This window comes from Thermoplasma sp. (assembly GCF_008709555.1).
GTDB lineage: Archaea > Thermoplasmatota > Thermoplasmata > Thermoplasmatales > Thermoplasmataceae > Thermoplasma.
The window spans coordinates 24499-48376 of record NZ_VYIJ01000002.1; the positions used below are offsets into that span (position 1 = coordinate 24499).

Genomic DNA, 23878 nt, shown 5'->3' on the forward strand with positions numbered 1-23878 from the left:
CCCATGAAAGTTCATGAGTCATTAACGTGAAATGCATTGTCATATCCTGTAGACCATGCCGGACCTCCTAATTGAGAAGGTTATGAATGCGGTGTGCGTCAGGTCGTCGCTGGCTGGCCTCGTCGCTCCATCCCTTACAAGTATCTTCCGCTTCATAAGCTCCACGGTCTCGAGATGATACATGCCTGCAGCAGAGAGCGATATCACGGTCTTTTCACTCTGGTCGAAGTTCGGAAGATAGAACGTTGCCGTACCACCTAGCCTAGTCAGGGATGCAATTTTCTGCATGTAGTTCCATGGATCCGGTATGTCAACTATCACTGCATCATAACGTTTCTCGCTTTTGAAATCCGAAATGTCCGATCTGTTGAAGTTGACATTGCCCACATCATAGAATTCGGACAGATTATCAACGGCCTTCTTCAGGTTATCTTCTTCCTTTTCCACCACCGTTAGCATGCCTTTTCCATTCAGGGCGTACAGTATATAGGAGGACATATTCCCAGATCCCACGCCTATCTCCAGTACCTGCATCCCGGGCCTTATGCCAGTTCTTGATATTATATATGCCGCATCAATCTCTGAGATTATCTGAGTATTCCTCCTTATAACCTTGCCGAAATAAACCGGCGAAAAATCAGAGACGATGAAGTTCTTCCCCGAGACTATGACCTCATCGCCGGGCTCTATGACCGTGGATGCATCCACGTGATGCTTCTTCCCCCTCAGAATGACGCTGTTCGTTTTTTCATCGTATTTCCCGTATTCTTCTTCAGATAGCAATATCACTGCTGAAGATTATTTCAATGCATATATCGCTTTTGCAGCGATGCGAATCTGAAAAAGATAAATCAGAGACTGAAATCTCCCAAATATTCCAGTCTCTCCTTAAATTTAACTCTCATTACGACTGTGGATATGATTATTATCGCTATGAGTACAAATGAAGCGTAGACTGCATCCACGTAGAAAAGATTGAAGTAAATACTCGCTACTATTGCCGCCAGCAGAGTTGCGGTGGATGCCGATGGTATCACCAGATATTTCATTGTGTTCATTGGCCCCATGTGAGTGTGCTTCTTCATATAGCTGTATAACGATGTGTTCGTTAGTATGTGCACTATGTATGTTATCGGACTTTCAAGTATCAGCAGAAATATCGATGAAGATAGAAGAGCATCCAGGGGCGACATCCTGGCTATGAATTCAAACCCTGCTCCGACACCTATGACTATGGCTATCGATATAACCGCAAGGGTTATCATGGACATCGTCGGAGTACCGTTGTTTCTGTTGATCTCAGACAGGAAAGAGGGCAGAGCACCTTCCCTGGACATTGAGAATAGGACTCTGGTTGCGTTTGTACCAAGAGATACCGTTGCCGTGAAAAATGAGTTGAGCACGATTATTATGAGCACCCAGAAGATTATTTTACTTGCGAATCCAAAGTCTGAGCCGTATATGCTGAGCAATGGGTAGGCGTTGTTGCCAACACCAAATGTTGCTATGTTCTGAATGCCCCAGGTTATGACCTGGGCATATGATGCTAGAATTATCGTGACGCCAAGTATTGCTATTGTAGCAACTATTGCCAGTGGAACATTTCTCTTCGGTTTCTTAGTCTCTTCGGCTATCGGAATGGATCCTCCAATACCGACGAAAGCACCTATGGCATAGATCATCATGGCAAAGATTGCGAATGGATCATTTCCAAGGGGTGTAGGCGTGAATGGAGTGGCATTCACCCTTCCTGGATGCATTATTATGAGGGCCAGGGATGTTGCTATCAAAAAGCTTACCTCGATGAACATTGTGTATGTGACGAAGCGCAGCGATGGCTTGATTCCAAGGTATATCAGCAAACTTACAAGTCCTATGAAGATGACGGCGATTGGCATCCATATGATATTAGGGTCCGGGATCGATATTCCAAGAGATGGTAAAACTGCATAGCCGAAGCCAAGAAAACCAAGAATGCCAAAACCGGTGAAACTGAGAATTTCGTATGTTATGTATGAGAGCGCTGTGACGAAGCCTGCTGAAGTACCCAGGCCTCTCGAAACGAAGGTATAATAGCCACCAGCACTGGATAAACGCCTGGAAAAAGCATACATTGAATAGCTCATCAGAGCATATATTATCAGAGAAAGCAAAAGTATCAAGGGAATTGCATACGCACCGTACTCATGGGTGACGAAGGTGGAGGTTATTAGCGATGCGGTTCCCGCGATATATAGTACGATGGTACCGGCAGGGGCGTTCAGTGCTACGGCTTGGGATATCGCGTGTCTCAGGCCCAGCTGGTTAACTACCAAATGCTTAAACTTACTCGAACCTGTTTCCACTTTTGAAGTTATTACTCTGTGATATTTAATTTTCTCTCTCAAAAGCCCGCCAACGTGGCTTTTACATATGACGTAGTCTGACAAATTTAAAAAAAATAATTTAGATACCGATGTTTTCTCTCTTAATGCAGTATGAAATATGATCTTGCTACTTATTATTGTCAGAATTTTTCATCTATCATAGCGCATATCATATGTATCGCCGTTATATGCGCTTCCTGAACGATAGACGTTAGATCTGAGTCAACGTTTAGCGTCTCATCGGCCACGTTCTTGACCTGGCCTCCAGATTTGCCAGTGAATGCTATGGTATGACAACCTAGGGCCTTTGCTGCCTTTATGCCTTCTATGACATTTTTTGAGTTTCCAGAAGTGCTTATTCCCACCACGATATCTCCTGGCCTGGCCAAAGCCTCGACCTGCCTTGAAAAAACAACATCATAAGAATAATCGTTGGAGATGGCTGTTAGCGACGAGGTATTAGTCGTAAGCGCTATGGCAGCAAGGGGTTTCCTCTCCTTCATAAAATGGCCGGTGAGCTCAGCAACGAAATGCTGGGCGTCTGCAGCTGAACCCCCGTTTCCAAATACTATAAGCTTGTTCCCGGACATCAGAGCGCCTGTTATTTCCTCAGCTATGTTCGTGATTTTCTTCGTATCGAGGTTCAGCCTGACACGTGCCCCTTCTTCAAGATACTGCTTTGCATCCATGGAGGATCATACGCTGTCAGGGATATATCATTTCTGATCATCGCATGATATAGTTTATCATTCCATAGGTAAAAGGCTTATATATCGTTTTATAATGAGTAAATGTGAATGTACTGTTCAAGCGCCTGATAATAATTGCAGTGGCAGTAGCGATCGTAGTACCTGCCGTCTACTACGCAATATCATTGAATAATGCAAATCAGAAACAGTCCGATCCTCTTTACTACGCCCCATATGATTCAAGCATGATCGGATATGTTAATTATAACGGGACGCACCTGTACGTATTCGCTCAGAACCGCAGTTTCGGAATTATATTGGACACCTCCTCTCTGACGAACCTCAACTTCAGCAAAATAGCTTCACTCACAGGAAATACAAATCTCAGTAGTTCTGGAAAGGGATCTAGCTTCAATATCACAGCAAAAACCAATCTCAGCCTCTATGCAAGCTACAGAAACTACAACATATATGTTATAAAAAATATCAGCTTCTCCTTCGCTGGAGTCTCTCTGGGTAATCAGAGCGTCTATCTGTATGAGGACAATGGTTTCGTTGTAATTGGAAATATAAACGGCATATTTGATTCCATAAATGCAACCATAAATGGAAGGAATGCTGTCAGCTATTCCGGTTACATAAATACCAGTGCCAACGTTTCCATAGCCATGTTCAACCTCACAAACAGATTTGTCAGATCTATCTACGTTAATATGACTGGATACAATATGACAGGGCGGCTTGTTTTCACTAATTACACCTACGAGTCATACTTCATATCAGTTATGTCAAACATAAAGGGCTTCAGCATAACCAGCGTGAATGACCTCAGCATCACTTTCAGAATGAATGATATAGATATTACCTCAGCATATCAGTTGATCGGTGCAGTCAATGACCAGTAAATTTGCAGTTGCCTTCTCATACTATTTCAAAAACTACTACAGATCAAGGAGCTTCTATCTGATGCTTGCACTAATAGTTCTCATAACTGCGATAATGTCTTATTTTTCCTTTAGGTATCAGGGTAAGATTGACAACTTTCTTTCAAGATTCGACAGCGCCGCGATAAATGCCAGCCTGAAGTCCAGGGCCCTAGACTACATATGGTCTTTCGTGCTCGTTGATATACCGGTTTACGCGGCAGTATTCTTCGGATCGCCATCCATATCAAGCGAGATAGAGGATAGGACGGCATTCCACATATTTTCCCTGCCAGTTGGAAGAGTAACGATACTCACCGCAAAATATGCTGCAGCCTATGCCGTGACAGTACTGATTTCCATCATATACCTCATCATTGAGGCTGTAATAACAAGGACTATCTACGGAACACTGGATTTAAAGGCATTCCTCATATCTTTCCTGATAACACTTATATTCATAGCTTCAGTCCTTGCATTCACATTCTTCATAAGCAGCATATTCAACAGGAATATCTACGCGTACATAACTGTGCTTATAATCTATTTCCTCGTGTTCAATGCGGTTGATGTCATAACCAGCCTTCTTTACAGCACAACCTCACCATTTCTCCTCAATAACGCTGCGAACATAATAATGGAGGTCTTCGTAAACATAAACCTCTTCACATTCTCGCCGACCATTTCGCTTTCGCCCGCCGGCACGTCTCAGATTCTGCTTGCAGTTGCAGTTATGATCGTATATCTTGCTGCTTCTCTCGCAGCAGCAGCCATCCTATTCGAGAACAAGGAGGCGAAATGATGGAAATATCCATCAATGCCATATCAAAGAGGTACGGAGATCTGGTCGCCCTCGACCATGTATCATTCAACGTTAAAGGCAATGGGTGTATTGTTCTTCTGGGCCCAAACGGGGCTGGAAAGACCACTCTCATGAAGATAATGACGAACATAATTAGACCCTCTGAAGGGAATGTCAGGATAAACGGTATAAACGTAAGAGAGAACCCAGGAAAAGCCCTTGAAGGTGTCGGATCCCTAATAGAGCAGCCTGAATTCTATCCCTATATCACCGGCTACGAGGCGCTCATGTTCACCTGCATGATCAGAGGAATATCCAGGGAGAAATGCGTCTCTGAGGTAGAACGCGTGTCCGCCATGACGCACTGCCGTGACTATCTCAGCAGGAGGACAAAGGAGTATTCGCGTGGGATGAAACAGAGGGTTGGACTCGCCGCTGCGCTCATCGGTGATCCAGAAATAATAATACTGGATGAGCCGACATTCGGCCTGGACCCGAACGGAATGATGGAGATCAGGGACATAATAATGAAGCTGAAAAGGGAGAAGCTGATAGTGCTAAGCACTCATCTGATATATGAGGCAGAGATGCTGGCGGATCAGATAGGCATCATAGATCATGGTCATCTGATGCACTTTGGCCCAGTCGAGAAGCAGCGTTATCTTGAAGTCAGAGGCCGAATATCAGAATCACCGATACACATAGATGGTGTGGATATCGTAAGAAGGGATGACTCCAGATTAGTGATCAGGAAGGATGATGGAATCGAAAACTGGTCAATAATAAAGGCTCTGGAAGCTTCAGGATCTTCGATCGAGACCTTCGATTACTACAGCATAATTGAGGACCTATACAGGAACAACGTTTCGCAGAACGATGCAGAGATGTGAAGAATTCTCCATAACATACATAAACCTTATTTCCTGATTCTTGTTATTGTCATGATGGATGTTTACTTCAACTTCTCCGCAGATGACCATGTCAGGGAAATAGCGAAAACCGTGCTTAACGGGTTCGACCTGTACTGGTATCCAGATTATCATGACGCGGAGGCTCAGGTCATAAAGGACAAATACGTCCTGGGCAAGAGAACTAGGATGATACAGACCATAAGCGCCGGTGTCGATCATATAGATATAACTGGCATTCCGGATGATGTGGTGATCTGCAGCAATGCCGGTGCATACTCCATATCCGTTGCGGAACATGCCTTTGCCCTACTTCTGGCCCACGCAAAGAATATCATAGAGAACAATGAACTCATGAAGGCAGGAATCTTCAGGCAATCTCCTACAACTCTCCTTTATGGAAAGTCATTTGGAATCATTGGATATGGAGGTATTGGCAGAAGGGTAGCATATCTGGCCAAGGCATTCGGTATGAAGGTTCTAACATACACAAGATCAAAGGTGGATGAAAATGTGGACGAGACCATAGATACAATGGCAGACCTGTTCAGGAGATCCGACTTCATACTTATATCTGTGCCCTTGACCGATAAAACCAGAGGAATCATCAACCGCCAGCTTCTGCCAAACGCTAAAAGGAACGCAACCATCATCAATGTTGCACGCGCAGATGTGGTTTCAAAGCCAGACATGGTAGAATTCCTCAGGGAAAGGCCAGATGTATGGTATCTAACGGATGTGTGGTGGGATGAACCGCATATAACGGATACGGATCTGAAGAATCTCATACTATCGCCACACGTTGCAGGAGGAATGTCCGGTGAGATAATGGACATTGCATTCCAGCTTGCATTTGAGAACGTCAGGAATTTCTTTGAAGGACATCCGAAAAATATCGTTAGAAAGGATGAATACAGGATAAAAAGCGAGAGGTTCCTGGGGATATAGATGATGAGAAGATCGATTTATGCTGTCAGATTAGATACGGTGAGATATGAGAGAAAACTCAGCTTAATAGCGGCCGTTGACAGCGTTGAATCTTCCCACTCCATAATAAATAGCATGATGGATATAGCCGAAGAAACTGGCTATCCATATGAGATTTTGATATCGACTAGGTTGCCGGATGAAGAGAGATACTATTACGATGAGATAAGGGTAATCTCGAGGAACACAAAGAGAAGGAGCGATGGTCTGGCAAAAGCCATTAAATCTGCGACGGGAAATTACACCTTCATCTTCGATCCGTCGATAAACTATTCACTCTCCTACGCAGACCTCATATATGGATATATAAACATAGGAACCAGTGAGGTCCTTGTCTCTAACGTGATCGGTTTCCAGACAGATGTTGCGATAAACGTGGGAAACTGGAGACCTCTTGTCTGCGGTGAGGATATAGATCTGATGGCCAGGGCCTTGGACTCCTACGGGGTCATATCGTACCCATTGGGCAGTCTGACAGGTTTCGACATTGGAGAGCTCATTTACGGCAAAAAAAGAAGCAGGATAGAGAAAGCCATAGCCATGCGCGATCTCGTCATAGCTGCAAATCTGAAGCACAGCGATATAGCAGAGATGATGGAGGCCATGGATATGGATATTGCCACGTATGAATGGATGATGTCAGGAAAAATACTCTCTTACCTTTCCAGGATAAGGCCATACGAAAAAAATGTAAACAATTACGTTTTCGTCATGGACAGGATAATAGAATCCTACATCTCACAGGATTACAGGAGGATAGATACCATCAGCGATACCCCGAAGATAACACTCTCCCCCAGGACAAGGAGGTATCTTTCAGCCGTCAGTGATCTCTGGACTGCACAGGATACGGATAACAAATATCCCAAAGAGAGTATTTAGATTTTTTCGACATTTCACGTATATGGTGTCAGACTTAATATAGATGAATTTTTACCACATACCAGAAAAGTTTAAAAGAGGAAATACCGATAACGCATATCACCATGGAATATCAGCGAACCAGAAGTGTCATCGAGCAGCAGGTTTCACTGAGGGACGTTCTGTCAGACAAGACCCTCATAATCATAACTCATGACGAAGAGCTGCCAAAGAACCTCCCGCCGTTTGGCGAAGTAAAAATATACACCGTTGAGGCCATTGAGAGGGACAGAAAGAAGTTCGCACAGACCCTGAGCGATGATACGTTCTATATGATATGCGATGGTGGATACGCTTCAAAGGACATAATATCAAGTCTTTACGATATAGACAGCTACGATATAATACTGGAAAAGAGGAGACTGGGTCTTCTACTGAAAATATTCAAGCATGTTCTCGCAGAGGATGAGAGGGTTGCTGAGACCTCACTGGACGTTATATTCATGAATTCAGCCGTCATGGATTACATCCTCTCAAGGAATTACAGGATATCCAGAGAGGTTCTTCTCAGGATAATCTCAGGAAACAGGTTCCGCGTGAAGTACGTGGACACTAACATGTGGCAGAATCTGAAAAATTTCGTGTATATAGGCATATATGAGCTCATCAGGAGTTCCCTGCCAAAATATCTGATCGTCGGAGTAACGGGTATCCTATTGAACGAATTTATGCTTAAGATGCTCTCCTATCATCTGCCTCTTACGTTTGCCGATGCCTTTGCCATCGAAACGAGCATAACCTCAAACTTCCTCATGAATGAGTACTGGACCTTCAATAACCGGGACGTTACCAGAGGCGTGAAGGGGTTCTTCCGTAGGATGGGGTTCCATAACCTGACGTCGCTGATAGGTCTCGGCATAAACCTGGGCATATTCACTGCTCTCGTCGATACAGGGATGGAGATGCTTGCAGCAAACCTGATTGGCATAGCAGTGGCATTTCTATCCAGATACTTGATGTCGTCCAGGATCGTCTGGCATGGGCCGACGAAGGTAAAAGAATGAGCAGTATCTAGAGACATAATTGATGATTTTTCAGTTCGAATCTTGAGGATCTACTTTTAAATCTCTGTTTTTAATTCTGAATTTATGTCCATGATGTCGATCTGGCTGAAGCTGAGCAGCCTTTTGATGGGCGTAGCTATCTTCGCCATTGGATTCGGCATAATTTACGGTATCCTGTACTATATTGGTATGGACGTGGGCGCGCTTGCCCTCCTGATAATTCTCCTTCCGATATTCATAATAATGGATGTATTACAATGGCTTTTTGGCCCTTACATAATAGGCACTGTTTACAAAACACATAAACTGCAGCCTACAGATGCGGAATACACAATGCTATCCTCCATTGTTGCGGACGTGGCAAGGAACAACAATGTTAGAACTCCTGAGATATACATAGCGGAGGTCGATATTCCAAATGCATTCGCCTATGGATCGCCTCTAGCAGGAAGGCGAATCGCCGTAACAAGAGGATTGTTGAGGATACTTGATCCAGAGGAGATAAAAGCAGTAATTGGTCATGAGATGGGACACCTCAGACACAAGGATGTGGAAATGCTCCTTGCTATCGGACTCATACCTACGATCATATTCTATTTTGGCTATACCCTGATCTTCTCTGGAGAGAGGAGCAGAAATGCGGGTGGAATACTGGTCCTTGCCCTAGTTGCAATGGCAGCGAGTTTTCTCTTCAGATTCCTCATACTCGCCTTCAACAGGATGCGTGAAAGCTACGCCGATGTGAACTCTGCACTGACCGTGGATGGCGGTGCTGAGAAACTCCAAACCGCGCTCGCAAAGATCGTGGCAGCCACCGGAAGAACAGGTCATTATTTCAGGCGGAGACGAAATAGCCCATCAAGCAGCATGACTGAGATGCTCTTCTTCAGCAATCCAAATGAGTCTGTTAATGAAGACTACAGGAAACTAATAGAGGAATGGAAAAATGCAAGGGTATCTGTCTTTGCTGACTTCTTCTCGGATCATCCGCACCCCGCCAAGAGGATACAGAGGCTTGAGAAGCTGAAGATGCAGGAAAGCGGGCTTAAGATCGAATGAGAATTTAAAGTGAGCTGCTCCTCTCTGAAGCTTCGGAGCTTCCTGCTTCATCTACCAAACTCGATCCAAATACAACCAGATCGCAGTTTCCCTTCATTGGAAACCTTATTTCGATCCACGTCTTGAAGCAGGGTTACGGAGGTTCCTATCTCGACAGGCGTTGATTCTGATCCACCAATCCTACTTAGGTATCACACTGCTTGGTTATCATGGAAGAAATGCAAAGGAAAGCAGAAAAGCTATCAATAGATCTCTCCATTGGAGTAAGCCCGTGTATATCATCGTTGAAGCTGTTGAGACTTACAGCCTTCTCCGAACACCTAACCTTTCATTGAAAACCATAAAACATGGAATGGGTTTTAGGAGTATCCCTGATGAATCCTCCTTTGCAATGATTTCTCTCTGGTGAATATTAATTTGACTAAAAAATCTAATAGATGATTTATTATCCCTACAATATGCTGCAAGAGAGGTCATGGAACCTTGCCCTTTCAGTGACGCTCATCGTCTATGCATACATGGCATGGCTATCCATAGGCTATTACGAAATATCAGCCCTAGTACTGGTATGGATTCTCATAACTCTTGCTGGCCTCATCGCAATAAATGCAGCAACGCACTTCATCCCTGCAGTAAGATCCACACTCATATATTCAGCATTATTCGTCTCAATACTTCTCATGCTCACCATCTCCGTAAAATACGTTGCAAACTACTATCTAGAAGACGAGATACTCATACAGAACAACGCAGCGTATCTCTTCATCCATGGGCAGGACCCATACATAAGGTCAAACATGTTGAAGATGTTTTATTCTTCGCAGGTACCGCTGTTCAATACGCCTATGCTCCAGGGTGGCTATGTGTATTATCTGATCTACCCTGGTCTGTCCGTGCTACTCTTTGTCCCACCGATCGTTTTTCATTTCAATCCTGATTACGTTATAGCCGTTTTCAATTTTATCTCAATAGTTCTTCTGATATATTATTACAGAAAGAGAAAGCTAAAGTTGCAGACACCTCTAATAATAACCGCCATATTGGTTTCAGCATTCTATCTCGGCTTCACCGTTGCTGGTGTTTCCGCAATAATTTGGGTGACGCTGCTAGCCATGGCATACGTCTTCAGGGATCGTCCTTACGTATCTGGGATATTCCTCGGCCTGTCCGTTGCATACAAGCAGGATCCAGTTATCGTGATTCCATTCTTCCTGTATTTCATATACAAAGAGTACGGTGGCGTCCATGAGATCAAGTTCATAGCCGCAATGGTATCCTCCTTCATGATAGTCAACCTGCCCTTCATTCTAATGGGACCTCTGGCATGGATGTCCTCCATACTTGACGTGGCAAATCAGAGCATAATAGGCGTTGGTGTCGGGCCCTCCATAATCTCCTTTGCCGGTTTCTATCATGTGAGCCCGCTTTATTTCTCATTGTTAATACTAATAATTGAACTGTTCCTGCTTTTCCTGTACGTTAGATATTACAATGCATTGAAGTATGCCTTTTTCGCCTTTCCTGTTCTTATAATGCTGTTCAATTTCCGGGTTCTGATAAGCTATCTCATGTACTGGCCATTCCTTATAATGATCGTCCTCCCAGACATAAATATACAGGAGAACATGCTGAAGCCCCTTCGCATCAGGAGATCTCATTTCATAGCGCTATCGCTTGTTCTGATAGTTGTGACCGGCGGCTTCGTGATACCCATGCACACAAGTTCCGCTTCGATAACGATAAACTCCATAAATGGAGGCTCAGATGCCATATCCATACCAGGAGTGATAGACGGGATAAACATCACAATGTCCTATTACCCAGGCAATGGCTATCCGGCGTCCGTGCCCATCTATTTCAGGATACTGACCAATTCTCCAATGGAGAACTACAGTGTAAACGGTCTTTTATGGCATACGAACACTTATCTGCACCCCGGATCAAATAATATAAGCATATATCCGGACAACTCCTTCGATCTACTTCCAAGCAATACATCGTTTATACTGATAGCATATTACGGCCAGATGCAGGCCTCATACAGGAGCCATGGACTCTATGACAGGCCGAAATATCCTGTTCCGGATCCCATGTTCGCCTATCCTCAGTACTCAAGATCGGAACCATTCCCCAGGTGGTATCTCAGCGGAAATGGATCCAATCTCGTTTATATCGCTGATGGCTTCAACATTAGTTCCTCTGGATGGTCCAATATGACATCCAGCATACTTGTGGATTCATCGGCACTGCAGAACCTGACGATAGAATACAATATCAGTGGGAAAGGCATATACGGTTACACGATATCATTTTCCGAATTCAACTACACAGTCTCTTCGGAGCCATTCGCAGTGAACATGAATTACACGCACCTTGTGGTGAGCAGGAATCAAAATATGATCGAATTCGCAGCCGCATATCAATGGGCTTTGGCTAATCACTGGCCGACGACCGAAGTGGACATGGCCTTCTTCACCGGGCCCGGATCTGAGATGAGCGTTCAATATGTTGGTGCCTCGTATGATTAATGAGGATCTATGGTCGACAGTGAGGCGTTTCGAATACCTCGGGTTCACAGTTATAGCATATATGATAGCCTACTACCTCTGGACGTTTTACGGTTACCTGGATCTATTTGTGGATCTGGTCCAGTGGACGATCTCAATTGTTGGTGCTTTTGTGGCAATATACGCCATGACCGGACATTCGATGAGGATACAGAGGAGGACGACCTATCTCTTGGCCGGCGGAAATACAGCTCTCATATTGACAATAATCATAAAATTCGGGCTTCTGAATACGGTGTTCGATCCAGTTATACTCTTTCTCGGCTTCGTCGACTATTTTCTGCTGCGAGATGTGTTCAGTTCCGGCCTGGGCAATCCCATGCGTTTCGCCTATGTATTTGCGGCAGTGATGGTGTCCATGTTATCCATAATCTCTGTCGTCATGCGCCCCGGCCTTGTCACGATGGTGGTCGCAGTATTGCTTTTTTCCGCGGGGATACTCTCCTATTTCAGGTTCCATAACCTTATCCATCCTGCACTGATAGCGTCTGTAGTCCTCTTCGCATTATCCATACTTCCAATTTATCCAAAGTTGGGAACGGATGAGCTGGCTCTGGATTACTATGCCGCGATAGTGATACTCCATGGATCGAGTCCATACATGCCACAGGTAATGAAGAATGCGTTTTCCTTCCTCCATTTTCCGCTATCCATGACCACACCCCTATCTACCGGTGGATACGTTGAAAATTTCTCATATCCCGTGTTTGCAGCGCTGATGTTCATCCCATCAGCTATCATGCATTTTGATCCTAGCCTCACCATCCTTGCATTCACCGTGGGCATATACATAATCACCGCCATCTACTTTCTCCGGAAGAGAATGATAGTATCATCGGTGCTTTCCATAGCCATACTTGCCGTGAACGTGAACATGATCAGTTTTGCCGATGGGTCGGTTCCTGACGCTGCATGGGCCTTTTTCCTGCTGATATCAATGATGATCATCGACAGGCCTAGATCATCCGCTGTCATGTATGGAATCGCAATATCCTTAAAGCAGATACCATGGATAGTATTTCCTTTCCTGATATATTTCATATATCGCGAAAAGGGTACCAGAGCGGCGATCGAATACCTTGCAATTTCCATAGGTATCCTTGTTCTGACAAATGCCTATTTCCTGATAATGGAGCCACATCTATTCATATCCTCCATACTTTCCCCAGAGATATCACACCTCATCGGGGTCGGGCAGGGCCTGAGCATAATAAGCATTGCTGGGTTCTATCAGCTTTCGCCAATCTACTTCACGATATTGTTCCTATTTTCCCTCACCTTCATCTTCCTCCTTTATGTGAGACACTATCAGGATCTGAAGTACACCTTCCTGATATTCCCGCTCATCATATTCTTCTTTAATTACCGGGATCTCTACAATTACCTGCTGTTCTGGCCATTCATCGCCTTCGCCTTTCTGCCGCATCTGAAGGCTGGTGAAATGACGAGGAGGATGAAGATAGGTATAAGGAAAATTGCGGTATATTCCATCATATTCCTAGCTGTTGCCGGCATTCTATCAGTTCCGCTGCACAGCCAGAGCTCGTTTTCTATAACATCCGTATCGAACATTGAACAACGGTCCTATTACGTAGTACAGATGAACGTCAACGTCTCCTATTCTGGTGATCAATTGCAACAGATCCAGTTCAGGTTTCTCCCCTATGGATATCTTGGAAACCTCAACGGACTCATGTGGAACGTGAAGTCATATGATTCTGGGCCGAACTGGATCAACTTCACAATAGAACCATCTTTCCAGCAGTCAATGCTCAACGTCAATTATTCCTACAAGCTGGTTGCCTACTACGGAGATCAGCAAACATTCTATTTTCTAGATCTTCCCTCCATTCTATCCGGGTCTGTTCACCAATGATGGCCTGATAGAGAATACGAAATGAGAATTTCCTGCACCCGTGTTCTGTTCTATGTAGCCGTTATTGAAATAAAGGCTTATATATCAGTTGGTATTTGATATATTATGTACTCACCAGTCAGGTTTTTCACCAATGAAATGTTGAAAAATGTTTCGAATACCGTGAAGGAGATGTCATCGTTCATCTATCCACCCATAACCATGTATCAGGACGGAAACGATCTTGTCGTAGAAGCCGAGATGCCTGGCTTTGATAAGAAGGACATAAGGGTGACCGTGGAGAAGAACGTACTGACGATAAGAGCAGAACGCAAGAGAGAGTATAAGGCGGTGTACATAGATCAGCGGGTCGACAAGGTATTCAAGGTTGTACGGCTTCCGGTTGACGTCGATCAGGCCAGCATATCGGCTAAATACCAGGACGGTGTCCTCATATTACGCATGAGGGCAAAGGACATCAAGACAGTCGAAATAGAATGATTTTATTTTTATGAATCATTTTCTTATTAAAACGTAAAGGAAGACAGCAATATCGACAAGTATCAGCGGAATGAATATCAGGGGTCTTGTCTTCTCTTCTATGAAAAGGGATAGAAGAGCGAAACCAAGAAAGATGGAGGCTGGCACCTTGTAGTCCCTCTGTGGTCTCTGGCTCTCCTCCTCGCTCTCAAGCTTTCTCTTCATCAGCGGTACAATCTGCACCGCCTTCTCAACCGATCTAAGAGTATCCGAGAGAAAATTTGTTATCTGCTGTTTGTAGAGTGTCTGTATGAGCCCCTCGTCGTAGAGAAGCTTTTGGAGTACCCTTATGAACTTGAAATCAGGATCAAGCTCTTGGCATACGCCTTCGAGGAGTGAAGACATCCTCATGTAGAGCACAAGAGCCCTGGGGAGGCGGAACGGAAACTGGAAGATAACATCGTTAGCCACATCTAGAAGCTCCCTGATCTCGAGATCCTCGGCCGATCTGCCATAGAAGTTTGAGATGGCAAGCTCTATACCCTTCCTGACGACACCCCTGTTTGCACCGGGAGACAGGGCATTAAGAGCTATGAGCGCATCGATTATCTCATCCGGATCCCTGTTCAGTAGACCATCGTAGAGAGATAGAAGCCTGAAGCGCATATCGTCGTTTATGTGCCCTATCATGCCAAAATCGTAAAGGATTATGGATCCGTCCTCGCGTACGGAAACGTTTCCGGGATGCGGATCCGCGTGGAATATATCGTTTTTGAGGAGCATACGCATGAATATGGTATCGTACCTGAGCGCGAGCTCCTTCGTGTCAAGGCCTGCCGCTTTTAGTTTGTGAATGTCGTCTATCTTTATTCCTTCAACGTACTCCATCACCAGAACTTCCTTCCCAGACAGTTCTTCTATTATGCCGGGTACGATGACACGGTCTTCCTCCTTCAGATTGGCTGCGATCGCGCGCATGTTCGATGCTTCTTTCCTGTAATCGATCTCGTCAAATATCCTCCTGTTGAAATCCGATATCACATTCTCAATGCTCAGATAGAGGAAATTGTCTATTCTGCCTCTTGCGATCCTAAGAAGATGCTTTATAATTATGAGATCGTTCTTGACCCTCTCTTCTATATTGTAGCGGTTCACCTTTACGGCCACTCTCTTACCGTGGTAAACAGCCTCGTACACCTGGCCAAGTGAAGCCCCGGATATGGCTTCTTCGTTGAAGCTATCGAAAACCTCGTCGATCTTACCTATGTTGCGTTCTATAATCTGCCTCGCCAGGGGAAAAGGGTCCGGATCAACTCTGTCCTGAAGCAGCCTGAATGATTTCAGGTATTCCTTCGGAAGGAGATCTGGCCTTGCAGAAAGAATCTGACCAAGCTTAATGAATGTGGGGCCAAGTTCTATGAATCTTCTAACCGCGATCTCGCCATGCCTCTCTATCTCATAGTTCCACTCATGATCCTCCCTTTCGATCCTTCGGTCTTTGAGATAGCGTCGGAAGACTGGATAGAGCTTCCTGAGAACCAGTATCTCATCACCAAGGATGTTCATAACACACCAGAAGATCAGATGGTATCGCAGGGAATTTTCGACACCTGATCGATTATGGATTCAAGTCTATGAAAACCTTTGAGTTCAGATTGCCGCTGCCCATCCACGAACATTATTATTCTTGGTATGCTGTTCACATTGAGGAGATCAACGATCTCTGGGTTTTCATCAACGTTGATCTTGTAAAAGTAGCATGCATTGAGCTTCTGGCATGCCTCCTCCAGGTATGGAGCCATTATCTTGCAAGGGTGGCACCATTCTGCCCATAGCTCAATGATGAAGTTTTTCTTCTCATCAAGGAGGCGGCTGAAATCATTGAATGTGATATCTTTAACGCAGGCCATATACTTCATCAATGCTTTTAGCCTTATATATTTTTCAGGTCTGTGGTCAACTTTAGAAAAGATCTGGTTCATGAACCGCGATCACTTACTTCAGTCCGCAGACCGTTCTCTTTCTTAGATGCCTGATCACAGATCATCGACTTGCATTTCCTGATCGTTCCACTGGTGATTATGGTTCTGCTGTCTCCGTATGCGTTTATAAACCGTATCACCCTATCTTTGTTGAACTGCGTGGCTAAGTAGATGGCGTATTCACCCTCATGGAACCTTATCTTGCAGCGAAAGTTCCTGAATAGGTCTCTGGATAAATCATCCTGCTTGGATGACCGGACAAGTATGTATCGCTTCCTTATGATTGATCCCTTCATTTTATGCACCATGTATCGCGAACTTGTGATTCACCTTTTCCATGTCCGATTGAACATAGGGTGATCCTATCGTCATTTGTTATGTAGAGGATAGGAAATTCCATCCTTATGCTTATGCATAACATCCGCAATTTGCGTGAAAGCACAGTTCGCTTGATTTTCTCACCATTATAAAGTCACCTTAAATATTTCCATCCCTGAGAATGACGCTGGGACTCTTGATTCTTGGCACATTTTTATCCATTAACATGTAATTTGAAATATGTTTAAATTCTAAATATCGATATCGGTTCCGATATGATGTTTGGAAACTTCGGAGCCTTCAGAAAGAGAGGATCGCTGAGGTACTGGATTCTCTATCTGATATACAATAAGCCTATGACGGGCGCGGAGATAATGGACGAAATTGAAAAACACAGTTTCGGGCTCTGGAGACCGTCGCCGGGATCCATATATCCGGCCCTCGATTCCCTGGTTTCCGAAGGGCTCATAACAAGAAGAGAAGACGGAAGATATGAGCTTTCGGATAAAGGCAAGGAAGATCTGGGCATCGATGGTGCTTCCCAGACCGATCGCCTGAAGACTCCGGAGAGCATTCTCAACGAGATCTACAGCTACACGCAGTATCTTGAGGATATCGTAAGAGGAGACGGCATCCTGTCTTCATCAGACATGGATAGACTGCGTAGCATCATTAGGAAACTGCAGGAGATTGAAAAAATAGGAGGTGATTCAAATGACGATAATCAAGACTGAGGATCTTACGAAGATCTATCCTGGAGGCACTAAGGCCGTAGAGGACCTAAATATAGAGATAGAGGAAGCAGAGATTTACGGCCTTCTGGGAAAGAATGGCGCAGGTAAGACAACTACAATAAAGATGCTCACCACGGCCATTGACCCGACGTCGGGAAATGCTGTGATCGATGGCTACGACCTCAGGAAGGATAAGGATAAAATTAGGAGGATAATAGGAGTCGTACCACAGGATCTTACCACAGATGCAGACCTGAAGGGTATAGAGAATCTCAGGATGATAGCGGCTTTCTATAATATACCGAGGCCTGAGGCGGAACAGAGGATAAAGGATCTGCTTGAAATAGTGGATCTTTCAGACTGGGGCAACAGATATGTTTCCCAGTACTCTGGAGGGATGAGGAAGAGGCTGGAGCTCATATGCGGGCTGGTTAATTCACCAAAGATACTGTTCCTGGACGAACCCACACTTGGACTTGATGTTAACACAAGATCTAAGATGTGGAAGTACATAAAGGATATACAGAAGGAGCTTGGTGTGACGATAATACTCACATCGCATTACCTGGAGGAGGTTGATCAGCTCGCCGACAGGATATCCATAATTGATCACGGCAAGATACTGATCACCGGTACACCTGAGAGCCTCAAGGCCAGCCTTAAGGGCGACATAGTAACGATGGAGTTCCAGTCAAAGGAAGATGCGGATCTTGCTAGATCATATCCAGGTGCACTGGAAGCCACCATCACCGGAAGCTCAAGGGTGAGAATGAAGGTGGAAAATTCGGATACCGAGCTCCCAAGGATACTTGCCTACCTCATGGAGAAGAATGTTTCGCCCATCACAATAAATGTGAAAAAACCCTCGCTGGATGAGGTTTTCCTGGAGTACACCGGATCGTCCATCGATGAGGATATAGATCCGGAGCAGTTCAGAAGGATGATGCAGAATGTGAGGAGGTTGAGATAGATGTCTGGACTTGGACCGCTGACGATACGTGAGATCAAGAAATGGTACAGAAACCCTGTTTACCTGATAGTTGGCCTTCTTCAGCCGGTATTCTGGATAATACTTTTCGGCAGCGCCTTTGACATAGCAAAATTCGGTGGCCCATTCGTGTCCTCGTTCTTCGACGGCGCAAAGGATTACATAACGTACATGATCGGGGGAATACTGACGATAACCGGCCTTTTCACAGGCATGTTCTCAGGTATAAACATAATATGGGATAGAAGACTGGGAATCTTGCAGAGATTTCTAGTTTCACCAATAAAAAGAAGTTCCATAGTGTTCTCAAGGATCATAGCTTCGGTCGTTAGGATAATTGTACAGGTCATAATCTTGGTGGCCATCGCCCTGGTGATACCGGACGGACTAAAGATATCGCCGTCGTTCACAGCAGTGGACGCGCTCCTGATGGTAGCGGCCGTACTGATGATCTCCTTCATCTTCTCCTCTATATTCTCAATAATAGCCATAAGGATGACGAGGATGGAGACGATAATGGGCATAACCAACCTTGTGAACCTGCCACTCATGTTCGCAAGCTATGCATTGTTTCCACCTGATCTGATGGTATCATGGCTGAGTACAGTGGCAAAGTACAACCCGGTCTCCTGGTCTGCTGAATCGATAAGATTGCTGATAATATATGGCAATCTGACAGGATCACAGATGTCCACGTTCGCATCGTACATGATATACCTGCTCATACTTACCGTGGTCATGATACTGCTGGTATACTTCGTCTCTGAGAGCGGGATAAAGGAATGATCGGCTTCCTTTTATCTTGGATCTGGAGGGAGAATGCATAGCACCATGAATATGAATTTCAAAATCACAAAATTAATCACACTGTGTGCATAGGGTGTAACCAATGGATGTCAAGGGTAAACTTGATCAGGGCATATTGAGCATCGAGAGTGACAACAGAATAGTGTTTACCGTGGATCTAGCTGGCAGATTCATCTTCTACACCGACGGCGATGCGACTTACAGGAGATCGCTTGAAAACAGATTTCTGAGGATAAAGCATGTTGGAAGCAGGAGGGTCGTGGAACAGATCTCCGAAGACGACGGGCGAAGAATCGCCGAGACTGCCTATTCATTCCTTCGATCCGCATACGATGATCTTCCGCAGGATCTTAAGGACGCAGCATCAGGATTTCTTGACATGAACTATGAGAAGCTCGTTATTGATTCGGCCAAGATGAGGGAAATATATGGCGGTGAGGTTCCTATAGTACCCCCAGATCAGTATTTTCCAATATACGTGCAGGCTGAGACCGGATGTTCATGGAACCGGTGCACCTTCTGTCGCCTTTACAGAGATAGAAGTTACGGAGTTCGGAGTATCGATGATTTTGCGGAACATATTCACCGGATCAAAGACTTCTTTGGCAACGGTATTGCAGCCAGAAAAAGCGTTTTTGTTGGAGATGCAAATGCTGTCAACATAGATCAGAAGACGCTGCTGCAGATGCTGGACATGATCAGATCCGAGTTTAACCTCCCGATCTTTTCATTTGTGGATGCCATAACAACACAGAAAAGAAAGAGCGAGATACAGTTCCAGGAGATGCGTGATCACGGGCTGAAAAGGGTCTACATAGGTCTGGAGTCAGGAGATCCTGGTGTTCTGAGGATATTCAACAAGCTGATGAACGTCTCAGAGGCCATAAATCTCGTGAACAAGATCAAGGGTTCGGGAATAAACGTTGGCATAATTCTGATGGCTGGTGCCGGTGGGAAGAAATATTCAAAGTCTCATGTTGAGAACACCGCTTCAGTTATATCACAGATGGATCTGGGAAAGGGCGATATCATATACATATCGCCAATGTATGAATATGAGGATACGGAGTATTACGGATTAACAAAGGATCTCGGTATCATGACGGCAGAGGAGAAGGAAGCGCAGATACAGGAACTAAGATCCAGGATAAGGGAGGAGTTCCAGGACTTCAATGGCAGGCAGCTGGATGCTCCGATCGCGCCATACGATCTGATGGAGGCAGTGTATTGAACGAGAACAGGATCAGAACAATCACAGAGGAGGACTATCTGAAGATCATGCAGGAACTGGTCTTGTACAGAGGATACGCCACTCTAGCGGACATATCAAGGAGCCTGAACGTCAGGAGGCAGAGCGTTAGAGATGAGATCAACCACCTGATCTCCCTGAAAATGGTCGAAAAGATCGAGAGAGGCAAATACAGGCTGACGCAGAGCGGGGACCGCGAGGCGAATAAATTTCTGCGAAAACATAGGACCGCCGAGATTCTTCTCGCGAGATGCATAGGTATTCCTTGGGAAAGGGTCGACGAAGAGGCCATGGGTATAGAGCACGGTATGACTGAGGAGATAATCCAGAGAACCATTGAGAGTTTCGGCATAAGGACATGCCCCCATGGGAACCCCATACCGGATCAGAATGGCGAAGTAGAGCAAACCAACGACGTCAGGATATCGTCTCTGCCCGATCGTTCATATGCACGCATCAGCAGGATCGTCTACGAAACGGACAGTATACTGCATTTCCTGGCGACAAATGGCCTTCTGCCCGGTAAGGATATAATGGTGGAATCGGCGAAGGACGTGATCAGAGTAACAATGGCTGGAAGGCGGATCGAGATCCCGCCAGACATAGGCATGGCCATAAGAGTTTTTCCCGTCAAGGAACCGGAAAACGAATGATATTAAGCAATTCCATTAAGTATCTTTTGGCTAATGAGCTATTCCTCAGCGGAGCTTCGGAGATTCATTTTCCATGAATGACTTCTATTTGTATGGGTATATGCCTTAAAAGAGTGGATTCGAACGGCATGAATCCGAGATTTGAAAAATATATTGATGCAAGACAGGAATCTTTCGATTGGAGGAAACTGCGCATTTGATCGCTGGAGTAGTTGAATTTTTACAGATTCTCCCAGCACCATAATCTTTCCATAGAAGAACAAAAATTATTCTTGAATCAGCGAGTGAGCCATCTGTCCTGTTTGTAGAACGTGAAGAGTGCGTATATGGTTGATACGAACATCATCAGCAATCCTATCGAACCGTATAAGAAAACCTTGGCCTTCTCGCCCCTCATTGTTGTAGATATTGAGATGCCGAATATTACGGCAGATGCGCTGCTCAGGAAATCGATGAACGATCTCGCCACAAAGAGCAGTGGAAGACCTGGGTCCCTGGTGATCCTGTGCATCAAATACGGGTCCACCTTCATAGATGGGATCAGCCCGTAAAACAATAGATGTATGTGTGGTAAGATATCAACAAGCGTCATGATACCTATAACTGCGGTGAATATTGGAAGTAGATACATATAGATCAGGTTGAATGTGTACAATGGCCCAGCTTTCTTTGCGGAACCACTGGCAATGTCCTTGAAGAAATATGTCCAGCCAACTCTACCCCATCTGATCTGCTGTTTGAAAAACTTTTTGAAGCTACTGTACTGGTATGTCCTGGCATATACATCGTAGTCCTTAACGGCCCTGTATCCGGATCTTATTATGTATGATGTTATCTGCCGGTCATCACCAAGGACACTCCTCTTGCCCATCACCATGTTGTCCTGAAATTCCTTCGACGTGAGGAATGGCCTCACCAGATCGGTCCTGTAAAGTGCACAGCGGCCATCCAGAACCATGACGGAGCTCTTCCTGGACATTGACTTGAATATGACCTCCCTGACACGCTCAACAAATTCTGACGTGTACGATACAGGGTGCCCATTCCTGAATATGCTGATATTCGTTCCGACACCTCCAACATCAGCTTCGAGGTATTTCAGCATATCGTCCACAGCTCCGCGGTCAAGAACGGTGTCGCTATCCAAAAACATAACAAGAGGCGTCTCCACGATGTGCATTGAGTAAGAGATTATCCCTCTCTTGCCCCTGTGAGGGCTGACCTTGATAAATGAGCATCCATGTTTTTCTGCTATGGATCTGTATGGTTCATCGCAGTCGTCACCGAACACGTACACCGCAGATCCCTGCTGAGTTGCCGCAATAACCGATTCCTCGAAAACTGCAGCATCCTCCCTGTATACTGGCATAACTATGGTAACGTCCTTTGCTGTGAAGTTCTCTCTTCTATCATCGTTATGGCTTCTTCTGTAGGTGAGCGAGTTATAACTGTTGATTATATAGTAAAGCGAAGACATCAGGCCGAATGCAAGTGTTATAATCTCAAGTATTCTTATCGTAATATCGTTATTGTGATCGCGGATAAAAACGTAATCACCAAATGAAAAACATTGTCATCATAACGAAACATAACACAGAACGTATGAAATACCTATGGACTCGAGCTGAATCGGATTCTGTAAGGACATCATCAGCGTATCGGATGACAGGATAATCCTATAGCTACCCACTGTTGCATTTCCTGATGCCGGCGCCATACCTGAGTTGACCATGATATACTTCTCGAGCGATTTTGTGAATGGACCTGTGATTGTGTAGTTCATACCATCCATCTCAATGGATCTGACTGTAGCCTCCGTTCCGTTGTATGGAACGCTGCCATTCACATTGAAATAGATAAAATCATGGTACATAGCCGTGCCAGAGACATACATCGACGAGGAGGACGATTCCGAGAAGTTCTCGCCGCTCATGCGCACCAGAGAGAGTGAAAACGAAGAATTTGATGTGCGTATGAACAACGGGCCATAGAAGACGCTCCCATCCGTCACAAAGCTGCCGTAATCGTTCACGCTCATCTGCATAAGAAAGTTAGAGGACGGATATGCAGAGATTATTCCCGACTGTGTGAAATTCAAGGTATAATTATCATATACTGTTTTCCCTCCAGCGGCCAAAACTACGGATAATTTGGCGTTGAAGTTTCCATAACTGAGGTTCAGGAATGAGAGGTATGTGTCGAAAGTGTTCCCGAACCCTCCAGATATTCCTGCAGGAAAGCTCTGCACGAAGCTGTATCCCTGTATGGCCTTGGCTGAGAGCTCATTCTCTGCTGAAATCGCATTCTGATAGAAAGCCTGCTGCGATCTCTGCTCCTGAAGGGGGACATACCAGGAAGCATATGCGGTCAATAAAGTAACGACTATCACAAAGATCAGCACTGTTCCTATTATCTCTGCGACAGCGTTATCCTCTCGTTTCACGTATATTCAACTTATGATGGTAGATAACCGTTTCCACGATTAAATTCGGTTTCTTCGCCTGAATAATGCCAGCAACTGCGAACTCCAGATGAAAGGTCCTGTGGGTAAGTCCTTTTCTTGAAAGGCATGCAGGATGCCACCAC

General features: G+C 44.9%; 23 protein-coding genes. 15 read left to right on the plus strand and 8 right to left on the minus strand.

Annotated elements, in window-relative coordinates; all coding sequences use genetic code 11:
- Positions 1–39: 39 nt before the first annotated feature.
- The 3 genes from F6Q11_RS01005 to F6Q11_RS01015 all read right to left on the minus strand — a co-directional run bounded on the left by F6Q11_RS01005 (position 40) and on the right by F6Q11_RS01015 (position 3055).
- The gene (locus tag F6Q11_RS01005) at positions 40–789 is read right to left on the minus strand and encodes a tRNA (adenine-N1)-methyltransferase (protein WP_297025859.1); all 750 of its coding nucleotides are present in this window, start codon (positions 787–789) and stop codon (positions 40–42) included.
- A 62-nt stretch (positions 790–851) separates the two neighbouring features.
- Positions 852–2315 carry an APC family permease gene (locus tag F6Q11_RS01010; RefSeq protein ID WP_297025860.1) on the minus strand — a complete coding sequence of 488 codons (1464 nt, stop codon included), beginning with the start codon at positions 2313–2315 and terminating at the stop codon, positions 852–854.
- A gap of 191 nt (positions 2316–2506) precedes the next feature.
- Positions 2507–3055 carry a D-sedoheptulose 7-phosphate isomerase gene (locus F6Q11_RS01015; RefSeq protein ID WP_297025861.1) on the minus strand — a complete coding sequence of 183 codons (549 nt, stop codon included), beginning with the start codon at positions 3053–3055 and terminating at the stop codon, positions 2507–2509.
- Between the two features lie 104 nt (positions 3056–3159).
- Here F6Q11_RS01015 and F6Q11_RS01020 point away from each other — a divergent pair, with 104 nt between their 5' ends.
- The 10 genes from F6Q11_RS01020 (at position 3160) to hsp14 (ending at position 14582) form a co-directional block, all read left to right on the plus strand.
- Positions 3160–3960, plus strand: coding sequence for a hypothetical protein (locus tag F6Q11_RS01020; RefSeq protein WP_297025862.1), 801 nt, complete (start codon positions 3160–3162; stop codon positions 3958–3960).
- Positions 3950–4780 carry an ABC transporter permease gene (locus F6Q11_RS01025; RefSeq protein ID WP_297025863.1) on the plus strand — a complete coding sequence of 277 codons (831 nt, stop codon included), beginning with the start codon at positions 3950–3952 and terminating at the stop codon, positions 4778–4780. Before F6Q11_RS01020 ends, F6Q11_RS01025 begins: the two co-directional genes overlap by 11 nt.
- Positions 4777–5670, plus strand: a complete 894-nt coding sequence (locus F6Q11_RS01030) for an ABC transporter ATP-binding protein (protein ID WP_297025864.1) — start codon at positions 4777–4779, stop codon at positions 5668–5670. Before F6Q11_RS01025 ends, F6Q11_RS01030 begins: the two co-directional genes overlap by 4 nt.
- A gap of 51 nt (positions 5671–5721) precedes the next feature.
- Positions 5722–6636 carry a 2-hydroxyacid dehydrogenase gene (locus tag F6Q11_RS01035; protein WP_297025865.1) on the plus strand — a complete coding sequence of 305 codons (915 nt, stop codon included), beginning with the start codon at positions 5722–5724 and terminating at the stop codon, positions 6634–6636.
- On the plus strand, positions 6637–7557 hold the full coding sequence (locus F6Q11_RS01040) for a hypothetical protein (protein WP_297025866.1): 921 nt from the start codon (positions 6637–6639) through the stop codon (positions 7555–7557).
- Between the two features lie 104 nt (positions 7558–7661).
- Positions 7662–8600 (plus strand): GtrA family protein, encoded by a 939-nt coding sequence (locus F6Q11_RS01045; protein ID WP_297025867.1) that lies wholly within the window; start codon positions 7662–7664, stop codon positions 8598–8600.
- Between the two features lie 90 nt (positions 8601–8690).
- Positions 8691–9659: a zinc metalloprotease HtpX gene (gene htpX / locus F6Q11_RS01050; protein WP_297025868.1), complete on the plus strand. Its 969-nt coding sequence runs from the start codon at positions 8691–8693 to the stop codon at positions 9657–9659.
- 458 nt (positions 9660–10117) lie between these two features.
- On the plus strand, positions 10118–12187 hold the full coding sequence (locus F6Q11_RS01055; protein ID WP_297025869.1) for a glycosyltransferase family 87 protein: 2070 nt from the start codon (positions 10118–10120) through the stop codon (positions 12185–12187).
- Complete coding sequence (locus F6Q11_RS01060) at positions 12180–14102, plus strand: glycosyltransferase family 87 protein (protein WP_297025870.1); 1923 nt, start codon at positions 12180–12182, stop codon at positions 14100–14102. Before F6Q11_RS01055 ends, F6Q11_RS01060 begins: the two co-directional genes overlap by 8 nt.
- A 105-nt stretch (positions 14103–14207) precedes the next feature.
- A complete protein-coding gene (hsp14, locus tag F6Q11_RS01065) occupies positions 14208–14582 on the plus strand; it encodes an archaeal heat shock protein Hsp14 (RefSeq protein ID WP_297025872.1) in 375 nt (124 codons plus the stop codon).
- Positions 14583–14597: 15 nt separating this feature from the next.
- Here the strand turns inward: hsp14 and F6Q11_RS01070 are convergent, their stop codons facing one another.
- From F6Q11_RS01070 to F6Q11_RS01080, 3 genes are all read right to left on the minus strand, one after another.
- A complete protein-coding gene (locus F6Q11_RS01070) occupies positions 14598–16127 on the minus strand; it encodes an AarF/ABC1/UbiB kinase family protein (protein ID WP_297025874.1) in 1530 nt (509 codons plus the stop codon).
- Positions 16128–16141: 14 nt separating this feature from the next.
- Positions 16142–16471, minus strand: coding sequence for a thioredoxin family protein (locus F6Q11_RS01075; RefSeq protein WP_297025875.1), 330 nt, complete (start codon positions 16469–16471; stop codon positions 16142–16144).
- Positions 16472–16539: 68 nt separating this feature from the next.
- The gene (locus F6Q11_RS01080) at positions 16540–16839 is read right to left on the minus strand and encodes a hypothetical protein (RefSeq protein WP_297025876.1); all 300 of its coding nucleotides are present in this window, start codon (positions 16837–16839) and stop codon (positions 16540–16542) included.
- A gap of 300 nt (positions 16840–17139) precedes the next feature.
- Between F6Q11_RS01080 and F6Q11_RS01085 the strand changes: the two genes are divergently transcribed.
- From F6Q11_RS01085 to F6Q11_RS01105, 5 genes are all read left to right on the plus strand, one after another.
- Positions 17140–17595, plus strand: a complete 456-nt coding sequence (locus F6Q11_RS01085) for a PadR family transcriptional regulator (protein ID WP_297025877.1) — start codon at positions 17140–17142, stop codon at positions 17593–17595.
- Complete coding sequence (locus tag F6Q11_RS01090; protein WP_297025878.1) at positions 17576–18565, plus strand: ATP-binding cassette domain-containing protein; 990 nt, start codon at positions 17576–17578, stop codon at positions 18563–18565. The genes F6Q11_RS01085 and F6Q11_RS01090 overlap by 20 nt, the downstream gene beginning before the upstream one ends.
- Positions 18566–19369, plus strand: coding sequence for an ABC transporter permease (locus tag F6Q11_RS01095; RefSeq protein ID WP_297025879.1), 804 nt, complete (start codon positions 18566–18568; stop codon positions 19367–19369). It abuts the gene before it with no gap.
- Between the two features lie 103 nt (positions 19370–19472).
- Complete coding sequence (locus F6Q11_RS01100; protein WP_297025880.1) at positions 19473–20621, plus strand: radical SAM protein; 1149 nt, start codon at positions 19473–19475, stop codon at positions 20619–20621.
- On the plus strand, positions 20618–21292 hold the full coding sequence (locus tag F6Q11_RS01105; RefSeq protein ID WP_297025881.1) for a metal-dependent transcriptional regulator: 675 nt from the start codon (positions 20618–20620) through the stop codon (positions 21290–21292). Before F6Q11_RS01100 ends, F6Q11_RS01105 begins: the two co-directional genes overlap by 4 nt.
- A 277-nt stretch (positions 21293–21569) precedes the next feature.
- Here the strand turns inward: F6Q11_RS01105 and F6Q11_RS01110 are convergent, their stop codons facing one another.
- Positions 21570–22769 carry a glycosyltransferase family 2 protein gene (locus F6Q11_RS01110; RefSeq protein WP_297025882.1) on the minus strand — a complete coding sequence of 400 codons (1200 nt, stop codon included), beginning with the start codon at positions 22767–22769 and terminating at the stop codon, positions 21570–21572.
- 99 nt (positions 22770–22868) lie between these two features.
- Entirely contained in the window at positions 22869–23735 is an 867-nt protein-coding gene (locus F6Q11_RS01115) for a hypothetical protein (protein WP_297025883.1), read from the minus strand.
- Between the last annotated feature and the right edge of the window lie 143 nt (positions 23736–23878).